This is a genomic window from Vibrio mangrovi (genome assembly GCF_024346955.1).
In the GTDB taxonomy this organism is placed as follows: Bacteria; Pseudomonadota; Gammaproteobacteria; order Enterobacterales; family Vibrionaceae; genus Vibrio; species Vibrio mangrovi.
In genome coordinates, this window is sequence record NZ_AP024883.1 from 3,648,859 (window position 1) to 3,674,542 (window position 25,684).

General features: G+C 45.5%; 20 protein-coding genes, 3 tRNA genes and 2 rRNA genes. 3 read left to right on the forward strand and 22 right to left on the reverse strand.

The annotated features are described in order from the left end of the window. Nucleotides 1-51: 51 nt before the first annotated feature. The 8 genes from OCU74_RS16215 to OCU74_RS16250 form a co-directional block, all read right to left on the reverse strand. Nucleotides 52-2,940, reverse strand: a 23S ribosomal RNA gene (locus OCU74_RS16215). Between the two features lie 359 nt (nucleotides 2,941-3,299). Beyond that, nucleotides 3,300-3,375 (reverse strand) — tRNA-Val (locus tag OCU74_RS16220). A 28-nt stretch (nucleotides 3,376-3,403) separates the two neighbouring features. Then, nucleotides 3,404-3,479: transfer RNA gene (locus OCU74_RS16225), tRNA-Lys, on the reverse strand. An 18-nt stretch (nucleotides 3,480-3,497) separates the two neighbouring features. Further along, nucleotides 3,498-3,573 (reverse strand) — tRNA-Glu (locus tag OCU74_RS16230). A 62-nt stretch (nucleotides 3,574-3,635) separates the two neighbouring features. Then, a 16S ribosomal RNA gene (locus OCU74_RS16235) occupies nucleotides 3,636-5,177 on the reverse strand. The 16S and 23S rRNA genes sit together here with 3 tRNA genes alongside, the layout of an rRNA operon. A gap of 453 nt (nucleotides 5,178-5,630) precedes the next feature. Further along, a complete protein-coding gene (hemG, locus tag OCU74_RS16240) occupies nucleotides 5,631-6,158 on the reverse strand; it encodes a menaquinone-dependent protoporphyrinogen IX dehydrogenase (protein WP_087482676.1) in 528 nt (175 codons plus the stop codon). Nucleotides 6,159-6,170: 12 nt separating this feature from the next. Continuing rightward, complete coding sequence (locus tag OCU74_RS16245; RefSeq protein ID WP_087482677.1) at nucleotides 6,171-7,628, reverse strand: TrkH family potassium uptake protein; 1,458 nt, start codon at nucleotides 7,626-7,628, stop codon at nucleotides 6,171-6,173. A gap of 23 nt (nucleotides 7,629-7,651) precedes the next feature. Then, nucleotides 7,652-8,281: a YigZ family protein gene (locus OCU74_RS16250; RefSeq protein ID WP_087482678.1), complete on the reverse strand. Its 630-nt coding sequence runs from the start codon at nucleotides 8,279-8,281 to the stop codon at nucleotides 7,652-7,654. 274 nt (nucleotides 8,282-8,555) lie between these two features. Between OCU74_RS16250 and OCU74_RS16255 the strand changes: the two genes are divergently transcribed. From OCU74_RS16255 to fadA, 3 genes are all read left to right on the forward strand, one after another. Next, nucleotides 8,556-8,804, forward strand: a complete 249-nt coding sequence (locus tag OCU74_RS16255) for a hypothetical protein (RefSeq protein WP_087482679.1) — start codon at nucleotides 8,556-8,558, stop codon at nucleotides 8,802-8,804. A 680-nt stretch (nucleotides 8,805-9,484) separates the two neighbouring features. Then, nucleotides 9,485-11,668 (forward strand): fatty acid oxidation complex subunit alpha FadB, encoded by a 2,184-nt coding sequence (gene fadB / locus OCU74_RS16260; RefSeq protein WP_087482681.1) that lies wholly within the window; start codon nucleotides 9,485-9,487, stop codon nucleotides 11,666-11,668. 4 nt (nucleotides 11,669-11,672) lie between these two features. Further along, entirely contained in the window at nucleotides 11,673-12,842 is a 1,170-nt protein-coding gene (fadA, locus tag OCU74_RS16265) for an acetyl-CoA C-acyltransferase FadA (protein WP_087482682.1), read from the forward strand. A gap of 63 nt (nucleotides 12,843-12,905) precedes the next feature. On the opposite strand, the gene glmU is transcribed toward fadA, so the two are convergent. The 14 genes from glmU to mnmG all read right to left on the reverse strand — a co-directional run bounded on the left by glmU (nucleotide 12,906) and on the right by mnmG (nucleotide 25,684). Continuing rightward, the gene (gene glmU, locus OCU74_RS16270; RefSeq protein WP_087482683.1) at nucleotides 12,906-14,267 is read right to left on the reverse strand and encodes a bifunctional UDP-N-acetylglucosamine diphosphorylase/glucosamine-1-phosphate N-acetyltransferase GlmU; all 1,362 of its coding nucleotides are present in this window, start codon (nucleotides 14,265-14,267) and stop codon (nucleotides 12,906-12,908) included. 141 nt (nucleotides 14,268-14,408) lie between these two features. Beyond that, nucleotides 14,409-14,831: a F0F1 ATP synthase subunit epsilon gene (locus tag OCU74_RS16275; protein ID WP_087482684.1), complete on the reverse strand. Its 423-nt coding sequence runs from the start codon at nucleotides 14,829-14,831 to the stop codon at nucleotides 14,409-14,411. Nucleotides 14,832-14,849: 18 nt separating this feature from the next. Further along, entirely contained in the window at nucleotides 14,850-16,253 is a 1,404-nt protein-coding gene (gene atpD / locus OCU74_RS16280) for a F0F1 ATP synthase subunit beta (protein WP_087482685.1), read from the reverse strand. A 34-nt stretch (nucleotides 16,254-16,287) separates the two neighbouring features. After that, on the reverse strand, nucleotides 16,288-17,154 hold the full coding sequence (atpG, locus tag OCU74_RS16285; RefSeq protein ID WP_087482686.1) for a F0F1 ATP synthase subunit gamma: 867 nt from the start codon (nucleotides 17,152-17,154) through the stop codon (nucleotides 16,288-16,290). A gap of 44 nt (nucleotides 17,155-17,198) precedes the next feature. After that, nucleotides 17,199-18,740 (reverse strand): F0F1 ATP synthase subunit alpha, encoded by a 1,542-nt coding sequence (gene atpA, locus OCU74_RS16290; protein ID WP_087482687.1) that lies wholly within the window; start codon nucleotides 18,738-18,740, stop codon nucleotides 17,199-17,201. Between the two features lie 13 nt (nucleotides 18,741-18,753). Beyond that, the gene (gene atpH / locus OCU74_RS16295) at nucleotides 18,754-19,287 is read right to left on the reverse strand and encodes a F0F1 ATP synthase subunit delta (protein ID WP_087482688.1); all 534 of its coding nucleotides are present in this window, start codon (nucleotides 19,285-19,287) and stop codon (nucleotides 18,754-18,756) included. A gap of 14 nt (nucleotides 19,288-19,301) precedes the next feature. Then, nucleotides 19,302-19,772: a F0F1 ATP synthase subunit B gene (gene atpF, locus OCU74_RS16300; protein ID WP_087482689.1), complete on the reverse strand. Its 471-nt coding sequence runs from the start codon at nucleotides 19,770-19,772 to the stop codon at nucleotides 19,302-19,304. Nucleotides 19,773-19,842: 70 nt separating this feature from the next. Beyond that, a complete protein-coding gene (atpE, locus tag OCU74_RS16305) occupies nucleotides 19,843-20,085 on the reverse strand; it encodes a F0F1 ATP synthase subunit C (RefSeq protein ID WP_038180493.1) in 243 nt (80 codons plus the stop codon). Between the two features lie 50 nt (nucleotides 20,086-20,135). After that, nucleotides 20,136-20,918 carry a F0F1 ATP synthase subunit A gene (atpB, locus tag OCU74_RS16310; RefSeq protein ID WP_087482690.1) on the reverse strand — a complete coding sequence of 261 codons (783 nt, stop codon included), beginning with the start codon at nucleotides 20,916-20,918 and terminating at the stop codon, nucleotides 20,136-20,138. Nucleotides 20,919-20,930: 12 nt separating this feature from the next. Beyond that, nucleotides 20,931-21,299: an ATP synthase subunit I gene (locus OCU74_RS16315; protein WP_087482691.1), complete on the reverse strand. Its 369-nt coding sequence runs from the start codon at nucleotides 21,297-21,299 to the stop codon at nucleotides 20,931-20,933. A gap of 148 nt (nucleotides 21,300-21,447) precedes the next feature. Further along, nucleotides 21,448-22,341 carry a ParB/RepB/Spo0J family partition protein gene (locus OCU74_RS16320; protein WP_087482692.1) on the reverse strand — a complete coding sequence of 298 codons (894 nt, stop codon included), beginning with the start codon at nucleotides 22,339-22,341 and terminating at the stop codon, nucleotides 21,448-21,450. Nucleotides 22,342-22,365: 24 nt separating this feature from the next. Beyond that, the gene (locus OCU74_RS16325) at nucleotides 22,366-23,139 is read right to left on the reverse strand and encodes a ParA family protein (RefSeq protein WP_087482693.1); all 774 of its coding nucleotides are present in this window, start codon (nucleotides 23,137-23,139) and stop codon (nucleotides 22,366-22,368) included. 15 nt (nucleotides 23,140-23,154) lie between these two features. After that, a complete protein-coding gene (gene rsmG / locus OCU74_RS16330; RefSeq protein ID WP_087482694.1) occupies nucleotides 23,155-23,787 on the reverse strand; it encodes a 16S rRNA (guanine(527)-N(7))-methyltransferase RsmG in 633 nt (210 codons plus the stop codon). Nucleotide 23,788: 1 nt separating this feature from the next. Next, nucleotides 23,789-25,684, reverse strand: coding sequence for a tRNA uridine-5-carboxymethylaminomethyl(34) synthesis enzyme MnmG (gene mnmG / locus OCU74_RS16335; protein WP_087482695.1), 1,896 nt, complete (start codon nucleotides 25,682-25,684; stop codon nucleotides 23,789-23,791).

The following is a 25,684-nucleotide window of genomic DNA, read 5'->3' on the forward strand; positions in this document are numbered from 1 at the left end:
TCATATCCACAATCAAGTCTCTTCAGAGCCCTAAAACCCCTTCGGTGTTGTATGGTTAAGTCTCACGGGCAATTAGTACAGGTTAGCTCAATGCCTCACAGCACTTACACACCCTGCCTATCAACGTTCTGGTCTCGAACAACCCTTCAGGACACTTTAAGTGCCAGGGAAGACTCATCTCAGGGCTCGCTTCCCGCTTAGATGCTTTCAGCGGTTATCGATTCCGAACTTAGCTACCGGGCAATGCGATTGGCATCACAACCCGAACACCAGAGGTTCGTCCACTCCGGTCCTCTCGTACTAGGAGCAGCCCCCTTCAATCTTCCAACGCCCACGGCAGATAGGGACCGAACTGTCTCACGACGTTCTAAACCCAGCTCGCGTACCACTTTAAATGGCGAACAGCCATACCCTTGGGACCGACTTCAGCCCCAGGATGTGATGAGCCGACATCGAGGTGCCAAACACCGCCGTCGATATGAACTCTTGGGCGGTATCAGCCTGTTATCCCCGGAGTACCTTTTATCCGTTGAGCGATGGCCCTTCCATTCAGAACCACCGGATCACTATGACCTGCTTTCGCACCTGCTCGAGCCGTCACTCTCGCAGTCAAGCGGGCTTATGCCATTACACTAACCTCACGATGTCCAACCGTGATTAGCCCACCTTCGTGCTCCTCCGTTACTCTTTGGGAGGAGACCGCCCCAGTCAAACTACCCACCAGGCACTGTCCTCAACCCGGATTACGGGCCTAAGTTAGAACATCAAACATACAAGGGTGGTATTTCAAGGTCGGCTCCACAATCACTGGCGTGACTGCTTCAAAGCCTCCCACCTATCCTACACATGTAGGCTCAATGTTCAGTGCCAAGCTGTAGTAAAGGTTCACGGGGTCTTTCCGTCTAGCCGCGGGTACACTGCATCTTCACAGCGATTTCAATTTCACTGAGTCTCGGGTGGAGACAGCGTGGCCATCATTACGCCATTCGTGCAGGTCGGAACTTACCCGACAAGGAATTTCGCTACCTTAGGACCGTTATAGTTACGGCCGCCGTTTACCGGGGCTTCGATCAAGAGCTTCGCATACGCTAACCCCATCAATTAACCTTCCGGCACCGGGCAGGCGTCACACCGTATACGTCATCTTACGATTTTGCACAGTGCTGTGTTTTTAATAAACAGTTGCAGCCACCTGGTATCTGCGACTCCCGTCAGCTCCATCCGCAAGGGACTTCACCATCAGGAGCGTACCTTCTCCCGAAGTTACGGTACCATTTTGCCTAGTTCCTTCACCCGAGTTCTCTCAAGCGCCTTGGTATTCTCTACCCGACCACCTGTGTCGGTTTGGGGTACGATTTCTTGTGAACTGAAGCTTAGAGGCTTTTCCCGGAAGCATGGCATCAATGACTTCACTACCGTAGCAGCTCGACATCGTGTCTCAGCCTGTTGTGGAACCGGATTTGCCTAATCCCACAGCCTACGCACTTGAACCTGGACAACCGTCGCCAGGCCCACCTAGCCTTCTCCGTCCCCCCATCGCATTCACAACAAGTACGGGAATATTAACCCGTTTCCCATCGACTACGCCTTTCGGCCTCGCCTTAGGGGTCGACTCACCCTGCCCCGATTAACGTTGGACAGGAACCCTTGGTCTTCCGGCGAGGAGGTTTTTCACCCCCTTTGTCGTTACTCATGTCAGCATTCGCACTTCTGATACGTCCAGCATGCCTTACAGCACACCTTCAGCCGCTTACAGAACGCTCCCCTACCCAATATGATAAATCACATTGCCGCAGCTTCGGTTTACAGCTTAGCCCCGTTACATCTTCCGCGCAGGCCGACTCGACTAGTGAGCTATTACGCTTTCTTTAAATGATGGCTGCTTCTAAGCCAACATCCTAGCTGTCTGAGCCTTCCCACATCGTTTCCCACTTAGCTGTAATTTGGGACCTTAGCTGGCGGTCTGGGTTGTTTCCCTCTCCACGACGGACGTTAGCACCCGCCGTGTGTCTCCCGGATAGTACTTACTGGTATTCGGAGTTTGCAAAGGGTTGGTAAGTCGGGATGACCCCCTAGCCTTAACAGTGCTCTACCCCCAGTAGTATTCGTCCGAGGCGCTACCTAAATAGCTTTCGGGGAGAACCAGCTATCTCCGGGTTTGATTGGCCTTTCACCCCTAGCCACAAGTCATCCGCTAATTTTTCAACATTAGTCGGTTCGGTCCTCCAGTTGATGTTACTCAACCTTCAACCTGCCCATGGCTAGATCACCCGGTTTCGGGTCTATATCCAGAGACTAAGCGCCCAGTTAAGACTCGCTTTCGCTACGGCTCCCCTATACGGTTAACCTTGCCACTGAATATAAGTCGCTGACCCATTATACAAAAGGTACGCAGTCACAGGACAAAGCCTGCTCCTACTGCTTGTACGTACACGGTTTCAGGTTCTATTTCACTCCCCTCACAGGGGTTCTTTTCGCCTTTCCCTCACGGTACTGGTTCACTATCGGTCAGTCAGGAGTATTTAGCCTTGGAGGATGGTCCCCCCATATTCAGACAGGATATCACGTGTCCCGCCTTACTCGATTTCACTTAAGCAGCGCTGCCGGTTACGGGGCTGTCACCCTGTATCGCGTGCCTTTCCAGACACTTCACCTGACGCTGCCTATGCTTAAGGGCTGGTCCGATTTCGCTCGCCGCTACTTTCGGAATCTCGGTTGATTTCTTTTCCTCGGGGTACTTAGATGTTTCAGTTCTCCCGGTTCGCCTCATTAACCTATGAATTCAGTTAATGATACATGCTTATGCATGTGGGTTTCCCCATTCGGAAATCTCAGACTCAAGTGGCTCTTACTGCCTCATCTGAGCTTATCGCAAGTTAGTACGTCCTTCATCGCCTCTGACTGCCAAGGCATCCACCGTGTACGCTTAGTCACTTAACCATACAACCCGAAGAAGTTTCAGATTGCACTGTCAGTCACCAAAGTTGTCTCTCATTGATTTACATGAGCGAGAGACTGGTTTTGCCGGACTCAATTGAATACATACATTAAATGTATTCCAAGAACACTTGATTGTGTTGGTCTTTCTCTTTCGAGAAAGTATTGAGAACTTTTACAAGTAATTTGTTGTTTCTTTAAAAAAAACAACCATTACTTTGTCAGCTTTCCAAATTGTTAAAGAGCAATGTGTTATTCCTGAGAGTCAGGCAACACTTTCTAATGACTTTCAGCGCCAAAAAATCGAACCACAACAACATCAGCAGGTGGTTTGGACATTCGGACCAAAAATATTTAGAAAGTGGTGGGCGATACCGGGTTCGAACCAGTGACCCCCTGCTTGTAAGGCAGGTGCTCTCCCAACTGAGCTAATCGCCCACTTTGTTTGACTTTCCGTAGCAGAAAATGGTGGGTCGTACAGGATTCGAACCTGTGACCAATTGGTTAAAAGCCAACTGCTCTACCAGCTGAGCTAACGACCCCTTTTCACTTCAGGAAAGTGGTATCCCGTAGGGGAGTCGAACCCCTGTTACCGCCGTGAAAGGGCGGTGTCCTAGGCCTCTAGACGAACGGGACATTGCGCTACTTCTATAAACCAAATCAATCTGTGTGAACACTCATACAACAACATCTTTACGTAAGGAGGTGATCCAGCGCCAGGTTCCCCTAGCGCTACCTTGTTACGACTTCACCCCAGTCATGAACCACAAAGTGGCAAGCGTCCTCCCGAAGGTTAAACTACCTGCTTCTTTTGCAGCCCACTCCCATGGTGTGACGGGCGGTGTGTACAAGGCCCGGGAACGTATTCACCGTAGCATTCTGATCTACGATTACTAGCGATTCCGACTTCATGGAGTCGAGTTGCAGACTCCAATCCGGACTACGACGTACTTTTTGGGATTCGCATGCTCTCGCGAGTTAGCTGCCCTCTGTATACGCCATTGTAGCACGTGTGTAGCCCTACTCGTAAGGGCCATGATGACTTGACGTCGTCCCCACCTTCCTCCGGTTTATCACCGGCAGTCTCCCTGAAGTTCCCGGCCTAACCGCTGGCAATCAAGGATAAGGGTTGCGCTCGTTGCGGGACTTAACCCAACATTTCACAACACGAGCTGACGACAGCCATGCAGCACCTGTCTCAGAGCTCCCGAAGGCACACCAGAATCTCTTCCGGCTTCTCTGGATGTCAAGAGTAGGTAAGGTTCTTCGCGTTGCATCGAATTAAACCACATGCTCCACCGCTTGTGCGGGCCCCCGTCAATTCATTTGAGTTTTAATCTTGCGACCGTACTCCCCAGGCGGTCTACTTAACGCGTTAGCTCCGAAAGCCACGACTCTGGGTCACAACCTCCAAGTAGACATCGTTTACGGCGTGGACTACCAGGGTATCTAATCCTGTTTGCTCCCCACGCTTTCGCATCTGAGTGTCAGTATCTGTCCAGGGGGCCGCCTTCGCCACCGGTATTCCTTCAGATCTCTACGCATTTCACCGCTACACCTGAAATTCTACCCCCCTCTACAGTACTCTAGCCTGCCAGTTTCAAATGCAACTCCGAGGTTAAGCCCCGGGCTTTCACATCTGACTTAACAGACCACCTGCATGCGCTTTACGCCCAGTAATTCCGATTAACGCTCGCACCCTCCGTATTACCGCGGCTGCTGGCACGGAGTTAGCCGGTGCTTCTTCTGCAGCTAACGTCAAAGAACAGCTCTATTAAAACTATCCCCTTCCTCACTGCTGAAAGTACTTTACAACCCGAAGGCCTTCTTCATACACGCGGCATGGCTGCATCAGGCTTGCGCCCATTGTGCAATATTCCCCACTGCTGCCTCCCGTAGGAGTCTGGACCGTGTCTCAGTTCCAGTGTGGCTGATCATCCTCTCAGACCAGCTAGGGATCGTCGCCTTGGTGAGCCCTTACCTCACCAACTAGCTAATCCCACCTGGGCATATCCTGACGCGAGAGGCCCGAAGGTCCCCCTCTTTGGTCCGTAGACATTATGCGGTATTAGCCATCGTTTCCAATGGTTATCCCCCACATCAGGGCAATTTCCCAGGCTTTACTCACCCGTCCGCCGCTCGACGCCGAGAAAGCAAGCTTTCTCTCGTTTCCGCTCGACTTGCATGTGTTAGGCCTGCCGCCAGCGTTCAATCTGAGCCATGATCAAACTCTTCAATTAAAAGTTTTTTTGAAGCCTAAGCTTCGGCTCAATGAATACTGTTCATCTTACATAAATGTAAGACTGAATTGACTGTGCTGAACTTCAATTCCCGAAAGAATCTCGGTTCGGTTGGTCACTCGTATCATTGATAAAATCTTTTGGATGTTTATCGACGAGTGCCCACACAGATTGATTGGTCTATATTGTTAAAGAGCAATTCTTCGAAACGTTCATCGTTTGAAGAGGCGGCCATTCTAGCGAGATAAATTCAAGTGTCAAACACTTTTTTCAGATTTATCTCTCGGTGAAGACCGGGCTCACACAGCCGGGGATTTCTCTCCGCTATCCCGTGTCAGCGAGGGGCATTATAGGCATCACCTTTTGATTGGCAAGTCCTTTTTGTAACTTTTTTAAAAATAATTCCTGAGATATCTATAAATGGACTTTTTTTACTCGATCAGCTTGTTTTATCTACATATCTCTAAATTTTTTAGCAAATTTTTTAACTTTATCCCAGTTGGTATATTCAACTTCTTTTGATGTGTCAGTTTCCCCACCCGTCATCATCATAATGAACCGAATCATAATTCTGTCGAAAAATCGATATCTGGGGTAACGTAACGCCCCGGCAAAAACACCTATCATTTCAGGTTGCCAGAAAGATTTGCGTAAAAAAGTCTGCACATAGACACTTCCTTCCGGCGTATCTTTGTTTTGCTCCTCTTTTCGAGCCGTTAAATTGATACAAATAAACGCTGCTTTCGATTTATCTAATTGGTGATGATGACTCTCTATAAACTGGTAAAGAGCCTTATGAAGACGACCATACCGAATTGAAGCAGCAACCAACACCTTATCGTAAAGCGCCAGATCAAGTGTCGGAAACTGGTGTAAATCAACGTATTCACATTGATAGCCTTCAAGTCTTTCCACTATATATTCAACTATCTTTTTGGTTTGCCCTTCCCGGGTTGAATACAGACAAAGAACCTTTTTCACAAATCTTCCTCTTTAATTGCGCCAAAATGCCGGAGTAAACAGAACTAGCAGAGTAAAAATCTCCAATCGTCCGAAGAGCATGGAAATAATGAGCACCCACTTTGCTTTATCATTAATGTCACCAAAATGGACAGCAACCTCTCCAAGTCCCGGCCCCAGATTATTTAATGTGGCCGCAACAGCTGAAAATGCACTGAGTTCTTCCATCCCTGTAGCGATTAAAGCCAGCATACATAGCACAAAGACCAGCGTATAGGTTGAAAAAAAGCCCCATACGGCATCAATGACCCGAGGAGACAATGCCTTGTCCCCCAGTTTTATAGGATAAATCGCCCGCGGGTGAACGAGGCGTTTCATTTCCCGGACACCCTGTAAGGTCAAAAGCAGAATTCGTATCACTTTCAATCCTCCTCCGGTTGAACCGGCACATCCCCCGACAAATGAGGAGAAAAGCAATAAAACCGGTAAGAAAAGAGGCCAGTCAGAAAAACCCGTTGTAGTAAATCCTGCGGTTGTCGAAATAGAAACACTCTGAAATAAAGCCTTATCGAAAACTTCAGAAACAGAATCATATGGCTGATGCTGGAGCAATATGGCAAAACAGGTAAGGAACAGAATCCCCTGAATAAACAGAAAAGTTCTGAATTCGTAGTCCTTCCAGTAAAGCTTCGGATGAACTCCCCCCGAAGCAAATGCAGCATAATGCAGCGTAAAATTACAAGATGAGATCAATAGGAAAACAACCGTAATCATGTTGATTGCCTGACTGTTAAAGTACCCCATGCTGGCATCATGTGTAGAAAAGCCTCCGATCGCAATCGTAGAGAAGCTATGACATATCGCATCAAAGAATGTCATACCAGCCAGCCAGTATAAGAATGCACAAACCAGCGTAATCCCTAAATAAATATACCAAAGCGCTTTTGCAGTTTCGGCAATACGAGGTGTCACCTTGGTATCTTTTACCGGACCGGGAATTTCTGCCCGATAAAGCTGCATCCCACCGATACCAAGAACAGGAAGAATAGCGACTGCAAGTACAATGATCCCCATCCCACCGAACCATTGTAAAAACTGTCGATAGAACAAAATTGCTTTGGGAAGCTCATCCAACCCGACAATTACGGTCGCACCTGTGGTTGTCAGTGCAGAAAAAGATTCAAAAAAAGAATCCGTCAGCGAAATATTAGGATTCTCTGAAATGAAAAACGGAATAGATCCGGCACTGCCGATAACCGTCCAGAATAAGACCACAATCAAAAAGCCGTCACGGGATTTTAATTCATGTCTATGATGACGGTTGGGAAACCAAATACTTCCCCCGCATAGTAGCAGAACAAAGAAAGTCGTAATAAATGAAACACCTGCACCATCACGATATATCAAAGCCACCAGCGCAGGCGCCAGCATAGATACACTGAATAAAGCAAGGAGCAATCCGACAATGCGGATAATAGAACGAAATTGCATGCTTATATGACTTGATTCTGACCTTAGTTGTTTAGTTCATTATCTGAACTCACAAGAATCCTTGCGCTACTTTTATTGGTTATCGCTTGTATAAACTCATCGATATGCCGAATCTCGATCTCAATAGTAATAACAACCCGTTGAAGATATTGCGCTTCCAGCTCCTGAGCACCAAATTGCTGAATGACCGATTGAGCCAGAGGGATTAATCCATAGTCTAGCGCCAGGTTTAATTTCCTGGTGATTTTTTTTTCGATAGTTTGAAGTTGCTTAAGAGCTTGCTGAACTCCGCCGCCATAAGCTTTGACTAATCCACCTGTTCCCAGCTTAACACCACCATAGTAACGTACAACAACCGCGGTAATTTCTCCGATATGTGCACCTGAAAGCTGAGCTAAAATCGGCTTTCCTGCTGTTCCTGATGGTTCTCCGTCATCACTGAATCCCCATTTCATTGAATCATCAGGTCGCCCGGCCACAAAAGCCCAACAATGATGTCTTGCATCAGGATACTGACTTTTTATCTGCTCAATAAAGCCCTTAGATGACTCAATTCCCGGCGTATGCTGAAGAAAAGTCATGAACAGACTCTTCTTTATTTCTTCTTCATAACAGACAGAAGTTGCCGGTATCGCATAAGGCTGATCATTCATTAATTACCCGGAATTACATCAAATCAGAGAGTTTTCACAGTCTATCACGACCACAAAGAAAAGTGCTGCTGATCTAGAGATCCGGAATTATATACCAGTGCTTTTGCTAATTTAGCAAACCACCAATAACTACAGATATTGCAAAGAGAGTTGTGGACAACTAGCACGAGCAGTAAACTTGCGCTAGCTAGAACGCCTGATTTTGGGCGCACACTAAATATAACTATTTGATTATGATAACGAAAATAAACATTTGATTTGATGGAGATATATAATGAACGGCAGTTGGGCTAACTTCTTTCCGTACTTTGCTGGAGCTTTTAAGATTATTGTATTAGGTATTGGAGCCTACTTAGCTATTAAATGGCATTTTGATGAAGAGAGGAGAGTGAGGGAAGCAGAAGGCGTGGTATTTGATAAACCAAGCGCCATGAAAAAGTTGGCAATGATACTAGCCTTCCCAGTCTTTCTAGTTATTCTAATCCTTCTAGTTATTTATGCGACTAACTGGTTTCTCGACTGACGGGCTTTATATACAGGAATCACATTAGTTGCCAGCAATGCAATTTTGTTTGCTGGCTTTTTCAGCCTTCTGATTATTTTTGGTCATAGTGGTCATGAAGTCATTTTTCTGAGTCACTCAAAGCCACCCCATCGATTACTGATCATTTTCTTTATGGTTGGCGGAATCACAGGGTTTACCATCAATTACCTGATCTATCATATAATTATTAAAGAAAATAACTTTATTCAGTGTCCCGCTGAAACTGGCTATAAGAATAATTTGATGGATAAATATGTCAGAGAAATAAGGGATTGTGACAACTGACTTGCTTTTCTACCTCACTTTGATATTGCTTCATCCTTCCTTGTAAAATAAGACATAAGTCACCAATCATTCATAGACTAAAACGTGATTCTTGCAAATCTCATAAAAATGCTTAAACATTAATCAAACATCAAAATACCTTCATGATTGTGCATACAAATTTTTGATTATTCAGAAAAAATGTGTGCAGCAATTCGTGTAGCAAAAGCTACATTTTCAGTGTCAAAATAGAAATAATCCTTTCAAGATCAATATATTAAAAAAAACACTCCAAATTTATTGCAGTTATCTGAACTTGTGCCCACACTTTTTGAATACTAAAACAAGTCATCGTACCAGTTGACTCATTACAAATGCATGTCAGGAGATAGTTCATGATTTTTCAGTCAAAGACATTGCAGGTAAAGGAAATAGAAGGTGGTATCCTTGAGCTGCAGTTTTGTTCACCTCAGTCCGTCAATACCCTTGATACGGCAACCTTAGGTTATCTGGATGAAGCATTGGATGTCATCCAAAAGGTTCCGGATCTCAAAGGATTAATACTCACATCCGATAAAGAAAGCTTTATCGTCGGTGCAGATATCAATGAGTTTTTAGGTTTATTCCAATATCCGAGTGAAGAGCTTGAGCAGTGGCTTCATTATGCCAACCGGATATTCTGTAAACTCGAAGATCTCCCTGTTCCGACAATATCAGCTCTGTGTGGATATGCACTCGGTGGTGGATGTGAGTGTGTACTTGCTACTGATTTTCGTATTGCAACACCATCAACAAAAATTGGGTTACCGGAAACAAGACTGGGAATTATGCCAGGATTCGGTGGCTGTGTTCGTTTGCCAAGATTAATTGGCGCAGATAATGCCTTAGAAGCAATCGTTCAGGCCAAAATATTAAATGCAGAACAAGCTCTATCTGTCGGGCTTGTCGATGCAATCTCTACAGAAGAAAATCTGTTAGAAACAGCAAAACAGACTTTAGACGATGCAATTCACTTACGCATTAACTGGAAAAAAATACGGCAGGAAAAATGTGCACCGCTTACTTTATCCTCGGTAGAACAACTTATGGTCTTTTCTACTGCAAAAGGAATGACTCATCAAAAAGTAAGCACTCACTACATGGCCCCATTTCTAGCGATTGAGACTATCGAAGCCTCAGCTATGCTTCACAGAGACGAAGCTCTGAATATCGAGCGGAAGAACTTCGTCACGCTGGCGAAATCAGATCAGGCAACAGCACTTGTCAGTATCTATCTGAATGATCAGTATATTAAAGGTCTCGCCAAAAAAGCTAAAAAGTCTCTCACTCATCCAATGAATCACAGTGCCGTAATTGGTGCCGGAGTAATGGGAGGCGGAATTGCTTACCAATCTGCGATTAAAGGAATTCCGGCAGTGTTAAAAGATATCGTTCCGGAATCTCTGAAACTGGGAATGGATCATACAGCTCAACTTCTGGAGCAAGGAGTGAAGCGAGGGAAACTTTCTCCCAGAGAAATGGCAAATACCCTCTCGTCTATTCGGCCAACACTCAATTATGCCGGTATAGAAGATGTTGATATCGTCGTTGAAGCTGTTGTAGAAAACCCCAAAATAAAATCTTCAGTTCTCAAAGAACTGGAAGAAAAAGTATCACCCAACACAATTCTGACCTCAAATACATCAACAATTCCAATTACCGATCTGGCCTCAGGATTATCAAGACCTGAAAATTTCTGTGGTATGCACTTTTTCAATCCGGTTCATAAAATGCCGCTTGTTGAAATTATCCGGGGGAAACATACCAGTGAAGAAACAATTGCTACCGTTGTTGCTTTTGCAGCCCATATGGGGAAATCTCCAATAGTCGTTAATGATTGTCCCGGATTTTTTGTCAACCGGGTTCTGTTCCCTTATTTTCTGGCCTTTTGCCAGTTACTTGATGAGGGATATGACTTTAGCCACATCGATAAAATCATGGAAAAAGATTTCGGCTGGCCAATGGGACCGGCTTATTTGCTTGATGTGGTAGGTATCGACATTGCTTATCATGCTCAGCAAGTCATTTGCCAGGCTTACCCGGAAAGGATGAAAGCATCTCCGGACAATATTATTACCCGGCTCTATGAAGCCAAGCGATTCGGCCAGAAAACCGGGGAAGGCTTCTATCAGTACTACACCGATAAGAGAGGAAAGAGCAAAAAAGTACTATCTCCGGATATCAATCAACTGGTGTACTCATCAGGAGAACCACAACCGGTTACAGATAGCCAAATGATCATGGATCGTATGATGGTTCCAATGATGAATGAAGTTATTCTTTGCATGGAGGAAAATATTATCTTCTCTCCTGCTGAAGCAGATATTGCTTTAGTGTACGGACTCGGTTTCCCACCATTCAGAGGAGGCGTTTGCCGCTATCTGGATACAATCGGTATTCCACAATATATCCAAACAGCTCAGTCATATCAGAGTTTAGGAGAACTCTATCGCGTTCCGAAGTCTCTCGAAGAAATGGCTCGTGAAGAAAAAGTTTTCTATCCCATCCACCATGTCAAATCAGAATCAGAGAGAGGGTAAGCGTATGAGTAAGCAAGCTGTGATAGTTGATTGTATCCGGACACCGATGGGGCGCTCTAAAGGTGGTGTATTCCGCCATACCCGCGCAGAAACACTCTCTGCACACTTGATGCAATCACTGGTTCAACGAAATCCACAAATCCCGGTAGCTGAAATTGAAGATATCTACTGGGGATGTGTTCAGCAAACGCTTGAACAGGGAATGAATATTGCCCGCAATGCTGCCATTTTAGCCGGACTACCATTTGAAATTGGTGCAGTCACCGTCAACCGACTGTGCGGTTCTTCAATGCAGGCACTCCATGATGCAGCAAGAGCCGTTACTGTTGGTGATGCCGATATTTGTCTGATCGGCGGGGTTGAACATATGGGGCATGTCCCGATGACTCATGGACTAGATATGCATCCGGGCCTGAGTAAACATGCAGCAAAAGCAGCCGGAGTCATGGGACTGACAGCAGAAATGCTGGCAAAACAATACCAGATTAGCCGGGAAGCACAGGACCAGTTCGCTCTGCGCTCTCATCAAAGAGCGACCCTTGCAACTGAAAGACAGTTATTTCAACGAGAAATAGTTCCGACTCAGGGCCACAATGATCAGGGAGCACTCATTTCTCTGCAAGAAGATGAAGTCATTCGACGGGATGCATCACTAGATTCCCTCGCATCTCTCAAACCGGTTTTCGATCCGGTCCATGGGACAGTGACAGCAGGAACATCTTCGGCATTATCAGATGGTGCCTCTGCAATGATTGTAACCACGAAAGAGAAAGCGCACCAACTGGGATTACCAATTAAGGCCAAAATCCGTTCTATGGCAATTGCAGGATGTGAACCTTCCGTCATGGGAATAGGTCCGGTACCAGCGACCAGAAAAGCGCTGAAAAGAGCCGGATTATCACTTCAGGATATTGAGGTAATCGAACTGAACGAAGCTTTTGCTGCGCAGGCTCTTTCCTGTATTCAGCAATTTGAACTGATGGATCGCTTTGATGATAAAGTGAATTTATGGGGTGGAGCTATCGCATTGGGTCATCCCCTGGGATGTTCCGGAGCCAGAATATCAACAACATTGTTACACGTGATGGAACATCAGGATGCCCAGTTTGGGCTGGCAACCATGTGTATCGGTATGGGTCAGGGGATCGCAACGATTTTTGAGCGTGTCAGCTAGTCGTTATCTGATTTTAATATCTGGTACGAAAAAGGCTCCTTCCGGAGCCTTCTTTCTATTGCCTTATTTGTTTTTTACCGGTCTCTGCCAGCCTTCAACCCGACGTTCTTTGGCCCGGGTAATCACCAACTCACCCTGAGCAACATTTCTGGTTAATGTGGTGCCAGCACCAATTGTAGCACCGTCTTCAATCGTCACCGGAGCCACCAACTGACTGTCGGAACCAACAAAAACATCATCACCGATGATCGTTTTATGTTTATTGGCACCGTCATAGTTACAGGTAATAACACCAGCGCCAACATTAACCCGTGCTCCTATTTCCGCATCTCCCAGATAAGCCAGATGATTAGCTTTCGAGCCTTCACCCAACCGGGCATTTTTCACTTCGACAAAATTGCCGACATGCGCATCATCCTTTAATTCAGCCCCAGGTCTCAAACGGGTAAACGGACCGACAGTACACATTTCTCCAACTGTAGCACCTTCAATAACACTGTATGGACGAATGATCGTGTTGTCGTCGATTTCACAATCTTTTAATACACAACCAGCCCCGATAATGACATTATTTCCCAGGGATACACTCCCTTCGATAACGACATTGACATCAATCTCAACATCATAACCGCACTGCAACTGACCCCGGAGATCGAATCGGGCCGGATCCCGCAGCATGACTCCCTGAGTTAACAGCTTATTCGCCAGAGAGTACTGATAAGCTCTCTCCAGCCGGGATAGCTGCACACGATCATTTACACCTTCAACTTCCATTTGTTCCATAGGATGGACCGCCTGAATAGCTCTCCCTTCAGCATGTGCAGCAGCGATAACATCTGTCAGATAATATTCACCCTGAGCATTGTTGTTCTCTAATCCGGATAACCAGCGTTTCAGATCCTTACCCGAAGCAACCAGTACACCCGTATTTACTTCCTGAATAGCAAGTTCAGCTTCGGAAGCATCCTTCTGTTCAACAATAGCGACCACGGTATCATTTTTGCGGATAATCCGCCCATACCCGGTTGGGTTATCTAATACAACAGTTAATAGCGCAATACCATCCTGTGGCTGTGAAGAAAGTAAACTCTCAATGGTTTCTTCTGAAATCAGAGGAACATCGCCATACAGCACAATAATCTGCTCATCATCATGAAAATAGCCGGATGCCTGCTCAACAGCATGTCCTGTTCCCAATTGTTGATCCTGCAACACCCAGTTAACCGACTCCTCAGCAAGCTTCTGCTGCATCAACTCACCACCGTGACCATAAACAAGATGTATCTGCTGCGCACCAATACTCTGACACGTATCAATGACATGCTTGACCATAGGTTTACCTGCAATCGTATGAAGAACCTTAGGTAATTGGGAGTACATACGGGTTCCTTTACCCGCAGCTAAAATCACAGCGCTGAATTTCATGGACTACCTTTATACTTAATATAAGAAACTGACTCTGATTCTATATGGGAAACTTGAAATAGTTAAATTATCGGCAGGGATTTTTGACAAGATATTAAAAAAGGCGACATGATGTCGCCTTTTCCGAACGCAGTTAAAAAATTAACGACGTTGTTTAACCAGCTCGATAACTCGTAGCTGGGCAATGGCTTTAGCCAGTTCACTGGCCGCCTGCGCGAAGTCCATATCACCATGCTGATTCTGAATTTTCTCCTCAGCACGACGCTTGGCTTCTTCCGCCTTTGCTGCGTCTAGATCTTCACCACGAATGGCTGTATCAGCAAGAACCGTAGAGGTACTTGCCTGAACTTCCACTATACCACCAGAAACATAAATGATTTCTTCGTGGCCGTGCTGCTTCACAATACGCACCATACCAGGCTTTATAGCGGTCAGCAGCGGTGCGTGACCGTGGTAGATACCAAGCTCACCTTCGCTACCGGTCACCTGAAACGTTTCAACCATCCCGGAGAAGAGTTTCTTCTCGGCACTGACAACGTCCAAGTGAAAGGGTATTGATGCCATATCGCCTCCTAGTCAGCCTTATAGCTTCTTCGCATTCTCAACAGCGTCGTCAATTGCACCACAGTACATAAACGCCTGTTCAGGAACGTCATCATATTCACCGGAAAGGAGACCTTTGAAACCACGCAGGGTTTCTTTCAGAGGAACGTAAATTCCCGGGTCACCAGTAAATACTTCGGCTACGTGGTAAGGCTGAGTCAGGAAACGCTCAATCTTACGAGCACGGGCAACCACCAGCTTATCGTCTTCAGAAAGCTCATCCATACCCAGAATCGCAATGATATCTTTCAGCTCTTTATAGCGCTGAAGTGTTGACTGAACACCACGAGCAATATCGTAATGTTCCTGACCAACAACGAGTGGATCAAGCTGACGTGATGTTGAATCAAGCGGGTCAATCGCTGGATACAAACCCATTGCCGCGATGTTACGGTTCAATACAACCGTTGCATCCAAGTGAGCAAATGTTGTTGCAGGAGATGGGTCAGTCAAGTCATCCGCTGGTACATAAACCGCCTGTACGGACGTGATAGAACCAGTTTTGGTTGAAGTGATACGTTCTTGCAGAACACCCATTTCTTCTGCCAGTGTTGGCTGATAACCTACCGCTGAAGGCATACGGCCCAGAAGTGCTGAAACTTCTGTTCCCGCCAGGGTATAACGGTAAATGTTATCGATAAACAGAAGTACGTCACGACCTTCATCACGGAACTTCTCAGCCATTGTCAAACCAGTCAGAGCAACACGCAGACGGTTACCCGGTGGTTCGTTCATCTGACCGTAAACCATCGCTACCTTAGATTCTTCAGGTTTTTCGATGTTTACAACGCCAGCTTCCTGCATTTCGTAGTAGAAGTCGTTCCCTTCACGAGTACGCTCACCTACCCCGGCAAATACAGACAAACCAGAGTGTTGTAGCGCGATGTTGTTGATCAGTTCCATCATGTTTACTGTCTTACCAACACCGGCACCACCGAACAGACCGATTTTACCACCCTTCGCGAATGGGCAAATCAGGTCAATAACTTTTACACCAGTTTCTAAAAGCTCAGTCGCGTTAGACTGTTCTTCATAGCTTGGTGCTTCACGGTGAATAGAGTAAGTGTCTTCTGCACCAATCTCACCGCGTTCGTCAATCGCATCACCCAAAACGTTCATGATACGACCTAACGTTTTAGTACCGACAGGTACTGAAATTGGAGCGCCAGTATTTTCTACTGTCATTCCACGACGTAAACCATCCGAGCTACCCATAACGATTGCGCGTACAACGCCACCGCCCAGCTGTTGCTGAACTTCAAGAACCAGACGTCCCTGAGCATCCACAACATTCAGAGCATCGTAAACACTAGGTACTTCGCTCTGTGGGAACTCTACGTCGACTACTGCACCAATGATCTGTACGATCTTACCTGTAGCCATCGTTAATCCTCTAAACTATTTATTTGACCTTCACTTAAACCGCAGCTGCGCCGCCCACGATTTCCGATAGTTCTTGTGTAATTGCAGCCTGACGGGCTTTGTTATACACAAGTTCCAGTTCTTCAATCAGGTTACCCGCATTATCAGTCGCAGCCTTCATCGCAACCATCCGAGCCGCTTGCTCACAGGCAAGGTTCTCAACGACTCCCTGATAAACCTGAGACTCTACATAACGTTGCAACAACATATTCAGTAGAGGTTTAGGTTCAGGCTCATAGAGATAATCCCATGAATGCTCACGCTGCATATCTTTGCTGTTTGATTTAGGCAAAGGTAGCAATTGATCGATCGTTGGCTCTTGCACCATGGTGTTAACAAAATGGTTAAACACAACATAGAGGCGATCCAACTCACCTTCATCATATTTCTTCAGCATTACATTGACTGAACCGATCAAATCTTCCAGAGACGGATTATCTCCCAATCCGGAAATCTGAGCGGCAACCTTTGCTCCGCTGTTATTGAAAAATGCCGTTGCTTTTGAACCGACAACTGCCAGTTCCACTTCAACATTCTTCTCCGACCAGGATTTCATATCCAGCAGGGCTTTTTTGAACAGGTTAATGTTCAAGCCACCACACAATCCACGGTCGGTGGAAATGATGATATAACCAACACGTTTGGCTTCACGCTCTTCCAGATACGGATGACGATATTCCAGATTTGCGTTTGCCACATGACCGATCACTTTACGCATTGTTTCTGCGTATGGACGGGAAGACTCCATTGCGTCCTGACTGCGACGCATTTTAGAAGCTGCCACCATTTCCATCGCTTTCGTAATCTTCTGAGTGCTTTTTACACTCCCGATTTTACTACGAATCTCTTTTGCGCCGGCCATCGTCACTCTCCATTAGTTGGTGGCTTATAAGCCACCGACTTTCATTACCAAGTTTGAGTTGCTTTAAACTCATCGACCAGCTTCTTCAGCTGAGCTTCGATGTCATCGTTATAAGCACCAGTCTTGTTGATCTCAGCTGCTAAATCAGCATATTGATTATGAGCGAACGACAGTAGTGCGGCTTCAAAATCAAGGAGTTTGTTCAGTTCAACATCCCCAAGATAACCACGTTCCGCAGCAAAGATAACCAATGCCTGGTCAAAGACTGACATTGGCGCATATTGCTTCTGCTTCATCAGTTCAGTAACTTTCTGACCATGATCCAGCTGTCTCTTCGTTGCATCATCCAGATCAGAAGAGAACTGAGCAAATGCTGCCAGTTCACGATACTGTGCAAGAGCCGTACGAATACCACCAGAAAGTTTCTTGATGATTTTCGTTTGAGCAGAACCACCCACACGAGATACCGAGATACCAGGGTCAACCGCAGGACGAACCCCTGCATTAAACAATTCAGTTTGCAGGAAGATCTGACCATCAGTAATCGAGATTACGTTTGTCGGTACGAATGCAGAAACGTCACCAGCCTGAGTTTCAATGATAGGCAATGCAGTTAAAGAACCTGTCTTACCTTTCACTTCACCGTTTGTGAATTTCTCTACATAACCTTCGCTGACTCGCGCAGCACGCTCAAGCAGACGAGAGTGTAAGTAGAATACATCCCCAGGGAATGCTTCACGGCCCGGTGGGCGTTTCAATAGTAGAGAAATCTGACGATAAGCAACGGCTTGCTTTGACAGATCATCATAAACGATCAGTGCATCTTCACCACGATCACGGAAATATTCACCCATCGCACACCCAGCATAAGGAGCCAGATACTGCAGTGCCGCAGATTCGGAAGCAGAAGCAACAACAACAATTGTATTCGCCAGTGCGCCATGCTCTTCAAGCTTACGCACAACGTTTGCAATTGTGGATGCTTTCTGTCCAATCGCAACATAAATAGAATAAATACCAGAATCTTTTTGGTTGATAATCGAGTCAATCGCCATTGCTGTTTTACCAGTTTGACGGTCACCGATAACCAACTCACGCTGACCACGACCGATAGGAATCATCGAGTCAACAGATTTATAACCAGTTTGAACAGGCTGATCGACCGACTTACGATCGATAACACCAGGAGCGATCACCTCCACAGGAGAAGTCAATTTCGCTTCAATCGGACCTTTACCATCAATAGGCTCACCCAGCGTGTTCACCACACGACCAAGCAATTCGGGACCAACAGGAACTTCAAGAATCCGACCTGTACCTGTTACTTTTGTGCCTTCCTTAAGGTCGGCGTACGGGCCCATTACAACGGCACCAACCGAGTCACGCTCAAGGTTAAGTGCTAACGCATAACGGCCACCCGGTAATTCGATCATTTCACCTTGCATCACGTCCTTCAGGCCGTGGATGCGGATAATACCATCGCTTACCGAGACGATAGTACCTTCATTGCGAGCTTCACTAACAACATTGAATGACTCAATACGTTGTTTAATTAGATCGCTAATTTCCGTGGAATTAAGTTGCATGCTCCAATCCCCATCAAGACTGTAATACATCGCTCAGACGGCTCAAACGGCCATGTACTGAGTTATCGATGATTAAGTCTCCGGCTCGAATAATTACCCCACCGAGTAGGGCCTCATCTACACTGCAATTCAGCTGTACTTTGCGCTCAAGGCGCTGCTCCAGTTTGCTGCTGATCTCTGCTTTTTGTTCTTCGGAAAGCTCCGTAGCCGAAACGACTTCAACTTCCACTTGTTTTTCATGCTCTTTTTTCAACACAAAAAACTGTTCACAAACATCAGGGAGCGTAATTAAACGCCCATTTTCAGCCATTACCCGAATCAGGTTCTGGCCATATTCATCAAACTGTTCACCGCAAACGGCAACAAAAATTTCTGCCAGTCTATTGGCAGCCATTGAACTATTAAGTAGTTCACGGATCTGTTCGTTTTTGGTTACTTCGGCAGCAAAAGTAAGCATCTCACCCCATTGGTCGAGTTGCCCTTTTTCTACCGCAAAGTCAAACGCTGCTTTAGCATAGGGGCGTGCTATAGTTGTCAAATCAGACATTTGCGCCCCCCTAATTAAAGTTTCGCAGTAATGCTATCGAGAATATCTTTGTGCGCTTCTTTATCAATAGAACGCTCAAGAATTTTCTCAGCTCCAGCCACAGCAAGAGTAGCAACCTGTTTACGCAAGTCATCTCTGGCACGAACACGTAAAGACTCGATTTCAGCTTTAGCCTGAGCAAGAATATTTTCACGCTCAATAATTGCTTCGTCTCTTGCTTCATCAAGAATTTGTAATTTACGTTTATTCGCCTGTTCAATGACTTCAGCCGCTGCTTGCTTGGCTTCTTTGATACGTTCAGAAGCATTCGCTTTCGCTAGATCAAGGTCTTTTTCAGCGCGCTCAGCAGCAGATAAACCGTCAGCAATTTTTTTCTGACGCTCTTCAATAGCTGCCATCAATGGTGGCCATACATACTTCATGCAGAACCAAACAAAGATCGCAAACGCAATAGCCTGACCCAGCAGAGTTGCGTTAATATTCACCGCAGACTCCTTCTATGTTTGCAAATAATTAAAAACACCAGCCAATTTATATGCACTTATTTGTGCTTACTTAGCCGGCAACCGCAAACATGACGTACAAACCCAGACCCACAGAGATCATAGGAATCGCGTCCACAAGACCCATAACGATAAAGAACTGAGTACGGATAAGTGGGATAAGATCTGGTTGACGAGCAGCACCTTCAAGATACTTACCACCAAGCATACCGATACCGATCGCTGCACCAATCGCTGCCAAGCCCATCATGATTGCCGCTGAAAGATACAGCAGATCCATGTTCAAGTTTTCCATTGTTGACTCCAAGTTTTGTACTAATTGAGTTTCTGATTGATTAAGTTTAATTAGTGATCTTCAGAAGCTTGAGACAGATAAACTATCGTCAATACCATGAAGATAAATGCTTGTAATGTGATGATCAGTATATGGAAAATAGCCCAAGGCACTGACAACACCCACTGTGACCACCACGGTAACAATCCGGCAATCAAAATAAAGATCAATTCACCCGCATACATGTTACCGAACAAACGAAGACCCAGTGATACCGGCTTCGAAATCAGAGTCACCCCTTCCAGAATCAAGTTGATTGGAATGAATGCCCAATGATTAAATGGCTGCAGTGTTAGCTCTTTTGCAAACCCGACTGGCCCTTTGATTTTGAAGCTGTAGTACAGAATCAAAACAAAGACGCCCAACGCCATCGATAGCGTAATATTTACGTCGGCAGAAGGAACGACACGAAGATAGTGTACTCCTACTAAGCTTGCTGCATGAGGAAGAAAATCTACCGGGATCAAGTCCATTAAGTTCATCAGGAACACCCATCCGAAAATGGTTATCGCCAATGGAGCAATTAACGCACTTTTTCCGCTGAATACATCTCTGACAGTCCCATCGACAAACTCAACAATCATCTCAATGAAACACTGTAGTTTGCCGGGCACATCACTTGTTGCATTTTTGGCTACACGAGAAAACAGCCAAAGCATTCCAGCCCCCAGAAGAACAGAGATAATCATAGAGTCTATATTCAGACTCCAGAATCCTTCTCCCGAACTTAAAAAGGTCAAGTGGTGAGAGATATATTCTTGAGAGGTTAGAGTGGTTTCACCTGAACCAGACATTGAATATCCTATCTATTCACGGTTGATTGATAAAAATGACGTTACGAACTGCACCACACTTGCCAGACAATAAAACACAATAAGAGCCCCGGCATTTATGTCAATTTCCTTAAAAATAAACACTAAAACGCCAGCGGTCATCATCAGTTTGTAGATATTGCCCATATATGCACGACCAACATCCAGACCGGCATTATCTTCACGGTCCAGATTTTTATGCATATACAAATTAGCCAGTAATGAAGGTACGATGTACGTAAGTCCCCCAAGAAAAGCAGAAAGACCACTTTTCTCATCCAGCACATAGCCGACAATGGTAGCTGATACAGTAAAAAAGGCTAACTGCCACAAGAATGACAGAATAAACCATTTATTTAACATAAGTTACCACCCGTTAACTATAGGCCGATTATACATCCGCCTTTACCTTTTACAATAAAGCCGGACCTACAATTCCTCTAGATACATCACAAAAACCCATAAAATGTAAAACAATGATTGCAAAAATAAACATTTTTGTTTTACGGGATTATGACTCTAGTTTTGTTGTTAGTGATTGTAATATTTCTTCCAGGGCCTGACTGTCCGCCACACTGATTGTAATTTTCCCTTGCCCTTTATCAGAAAGGTTTACAGAAACTTTTGCATGCAGCATTTCACCCAATCTTTCCGACAAATTCAACGCATGATTCGTTACAACAGGTTTCTGAATTTCAGGCTTAGGTGACAGCTCTCTTTTTACTAGCTGTTCAGTCTGACGCACTGTCAGTTGCTTTTTGGCAACCTGGCTGGCAATAGCTATCTGGGCTTCTCCTTCCAGCATCAATAATGCCCGGGCATGCCCCATTTCAAGCTTTCTCTCTGCAACCAGTGATTTCACCACATCATCCAACTGATTCAGTCGTAATAAATTCGTGACTGTGGTTCTGGATTTACCTATTGCATCAGCAACTTGCTGATGTGTCAGTTTAAATTCGTCCTGCAACCGTTCCAGAGCCTGGGCTTCTTCAATGGCATTCAAATCTTCCCGTTGAATATTTTCAATCAGAGCCATTGCTATTGCAGCACGATCTTCCACATGCTTCACCAGACACGGAACCTGTTTCAGTCCCGCATGTCTGGCAGCCCGCCAGCGTCGTTCCCCGGCAATAATTTCATAGTGACCATTATCGATAGGCCGCACAACGATCGGTTGAATAATTCCCTGAGACTGAATCGAGGCTGACAGTTCTTCCAGTGTTTCAGGAGAAACATCTTTACGAGGCTGATACACTCCGGGTCTCAGATGAGCGATAGAAATATCGGCTAATTCACCATCAGATGACAATGTCTGGCTATGGGTTGCCACCTGTTGCTTTTCTCTCGCCATAGAACTTGTCGAAAGCAACGCATCCAACCCTTTTCCTAAACCACGTTTAGACATGTAAGCGGATTCCTTTATCTTTGGTTATGCAGTGACTTCTTCCCGGCGCAGCATCTCTCCGGCTAATGCCAGATAAGCTTTGGCCCCAACAGAGTATTTATCATAATACATTGCCGGTTTACCATGACTTGGCGCTTCGGCAAGACGAACATTGCGCGGGATAACGGTACGATACACTTTGTCACCAAAGTGTTGTTTTAATTGATCGGATACCTCATTGGAGAGTCGATTACGAGGATCATACATCGTTCTCAGTAACCCTTCGATTTTCAGGTTACTATTCACCACAGCTGCCAGCTTACTTATGGTATCCATCAGGGCCGTTAATCCCTCAAGCGCAAAATACTCGCATTGCATTGGTACTAATACAGAATCCGCAGCAGCCATCGCATTGATTGTAAGGAGGTTCAGAGAGGGAGGACAATCGATAAAGATGAAATCATAGTTATCACGAACCGAGGAGAGTATATTTTTCAGCCGGACTTCACGGGCAAAAACTTCCATGAGTTTTATTTCTGCGGCAGTAACATCACCATTCGCAGCAATTAAATGATAACGACCGGTTGTCTTTTCACAGACGACTTCCTGGAAAGGAACTTCCTCAACCAGTAAATCATAGGCCGTATAATCGATCTGATATTTATCTACGCCGCTTGCCATCGTTGCGTTCCCTTGCGGGTCAAGATCAATCACTAATACCTTACGTTTCGTTGCCGCCATTGAGGCAGCAAGATTGACACAAGTTGTTGTTTTACCAACACCACCTTTCTGGTTGGCGATTGCTACTATTTTTCCCACGGCATGCCTCGTTGTCTATTCCTTGCGCGATAAGATTACAAGATGACGCTCACCTTCTAACTCCGGAACTGCTAAAGATTGGATATCTATCACAGAACACCATTCAGGAAGCAAATCTATCTCATCATGCGGTATTTGTCCTTTCAATGCCAAAAAAACACCCTCATCATCCTTCGGAAGGTGGTGACACCAATTTACCATATCTACCATGGAAGCAAATGCTCTACTGAGTACACCATCAAATTTATCTTCTGGCTGGAAATCTTCCACTCGGCTTTGAACCGGTGTCACATTATGAATATTCAATTCATAAATCACCTGTTTAATAAACCGAATGCGTTTTCCCAAACTATCCAGCAAAGTAAAACATTTATCTGGATTCATAATAGCCAGTGGAATACCGGGCAAACCCGGACCAGTACCAACGTCAATAAAGTTCTTACCGGGTAAGTGAGGACTTACAACGATGCTATCCATGATATGTTTCACCAACATGTCTTCCGGATGACGGACCGAAGTCAGATTGTAAGCTTTATTCCATTTATCCAATAATTCAACATACCCGATCAAAAGCGCCAGCTGTTGTTCACTTACGATCAGATCTGTTTGTGCAATCAACTGCTCCAAACGTGCTGCCAGTGTTCCCATATTACGCTGCTTCTCCCTTCTTAAGCATGCCGTTTTTCTTCAGGTAAACCAGCAAGATAGAAATTGCTGCCGGAGTGACTCCGGAAATACGTGATGCAATTCCGACAGTCTCAGGTTTCGCCGTATTGAGTTTGATCACAACTTCATTAGACAAACCTTTCACATGACTGTAATCCAAATCAGCAGGTAATCTGGTATTTTCATGGCGCAGTGATTTTTCAATTTCATCTTTCTGACGCTGAATATATCCTTCGTACTTCACCTGAATTTCAACCTGTTCAGCAGCCTGATGATCTTCCAGCGCCGGAGAATACTGCGGTAAAGTCGTCAATAAATCATAGGTCATTTCAGGGCGACGTAATAGATCCTCTCCGCTGGCTTCTCGGGAAACCGGTGTTTTCAGCATCGCATTCAACGTTTCAATCCCGGTTGATTCAGGATTAATCCATATCTCTTTCAGACGCTGACGTTCCCGTTCCATATTCTCAACTTTCTGATTGAAACGAGCCCAACGTATATCATCAACCAGACCAAGCTCCCGTCCTTTTTCAGTTAAACGTAAGTCAGCATTATCTTCCCGGAGTAACAAACGATATTCTGCACGGGATGTAAACATCCGGTATGGTTCTTTTGTTCCCAGAGTTGAAAGATCATCGATCAAAACACCCATGTAGGCTTGATCTCTACGCGGGCTCCAGCCTTCTTTTTCCTGTGAGAACAGGCTGGCATTTAAACCGGCCATCAGTCCTTGTGCAGCCGCTTCTTCATACCCGGTCGTCCCGTTAATCTGTCCGGCAAAGAACAGACCCCGGATAAATTTCGTTTCATAGGTCTGCTTTAAATCCCGCGGATCAAAGAAATCATACTCAATCGCATAACCAGGGCGAACAATATGTGCATTTTCAAAACCTTGCATTGATTGCACAATCTGTACCTGTACATCAAACGGTAAGCTGGTGGAGATTCCATTCGGATACAATTCTGTGGTTGTCAGCCCTTCTGGCTCAATAAAGATCTGGTGGCTGTCTTTATCAGCAAAGCGCATAACCTTATCTTCTATTGACGGACAATAGCGTGGCCCAATACCTTCGATCACACCAGCATACATTGGGCTTCGATCCAGGTTATTCCGGATCACATCATGTGTTTTCTCATTGGTATGAGTGATATAGCAAGGGATCTGACGAGGATGTTGATCCCGGAGACCTAAAAATGAAAAGACCGGTGTTGGATCATCGCCATGCTGAACGGCAAGCTGAGAAAAATCAACGGATCGTGCGTCAATACGAGGTGGTGTTCCGGTTTTTAAACGATCAACCCGAAATGGTAATTCCCGTAATCGTTGTGCCAAAGCGATCGAAGGAGGATCGCCTGCGCGGCCTCCTGAGTAGTTTTCCATACCAATATGGATCTTTCCACCCAGAAATGTTCCAACGGTCAGTACAACCGCTTTGGCGTGGAATTTAAGCCCCATTTGCGTAACGACACCAACAACTTGATCCTGTTCAACGATCAAATCGTCAGCTGACTGCTGAAACAGTGTCAGGTTCGGTGTATTTTCCAGAGCATGTCGTACATAAGCTTTATACAAAGCTCTGTCTGCCTGAGCCCGGGTAGCTCTGACTGCCGGACCTTTTGAAGCGTTCAGTGTTCTGAACTGAATACCTGCATGATCGATTGCCTGGGCCATTAAGCCACCTAAAGCATCAACCTCTTTGACCAGATGTCCTTTTCCGATCCCACCGATAGCCGGGTTACATGACATTTGTCCCAGCGTGTCTATGTTATGAGTCAGAAGGAGTGTTTTTTGTCCTGTGCGAGCAGAGGAGAGAGCGGCTTCCGTTCCTGCGTGACCGCCACCAACGACAATGACGTCAAAATTTTCGTGATAAAGCAT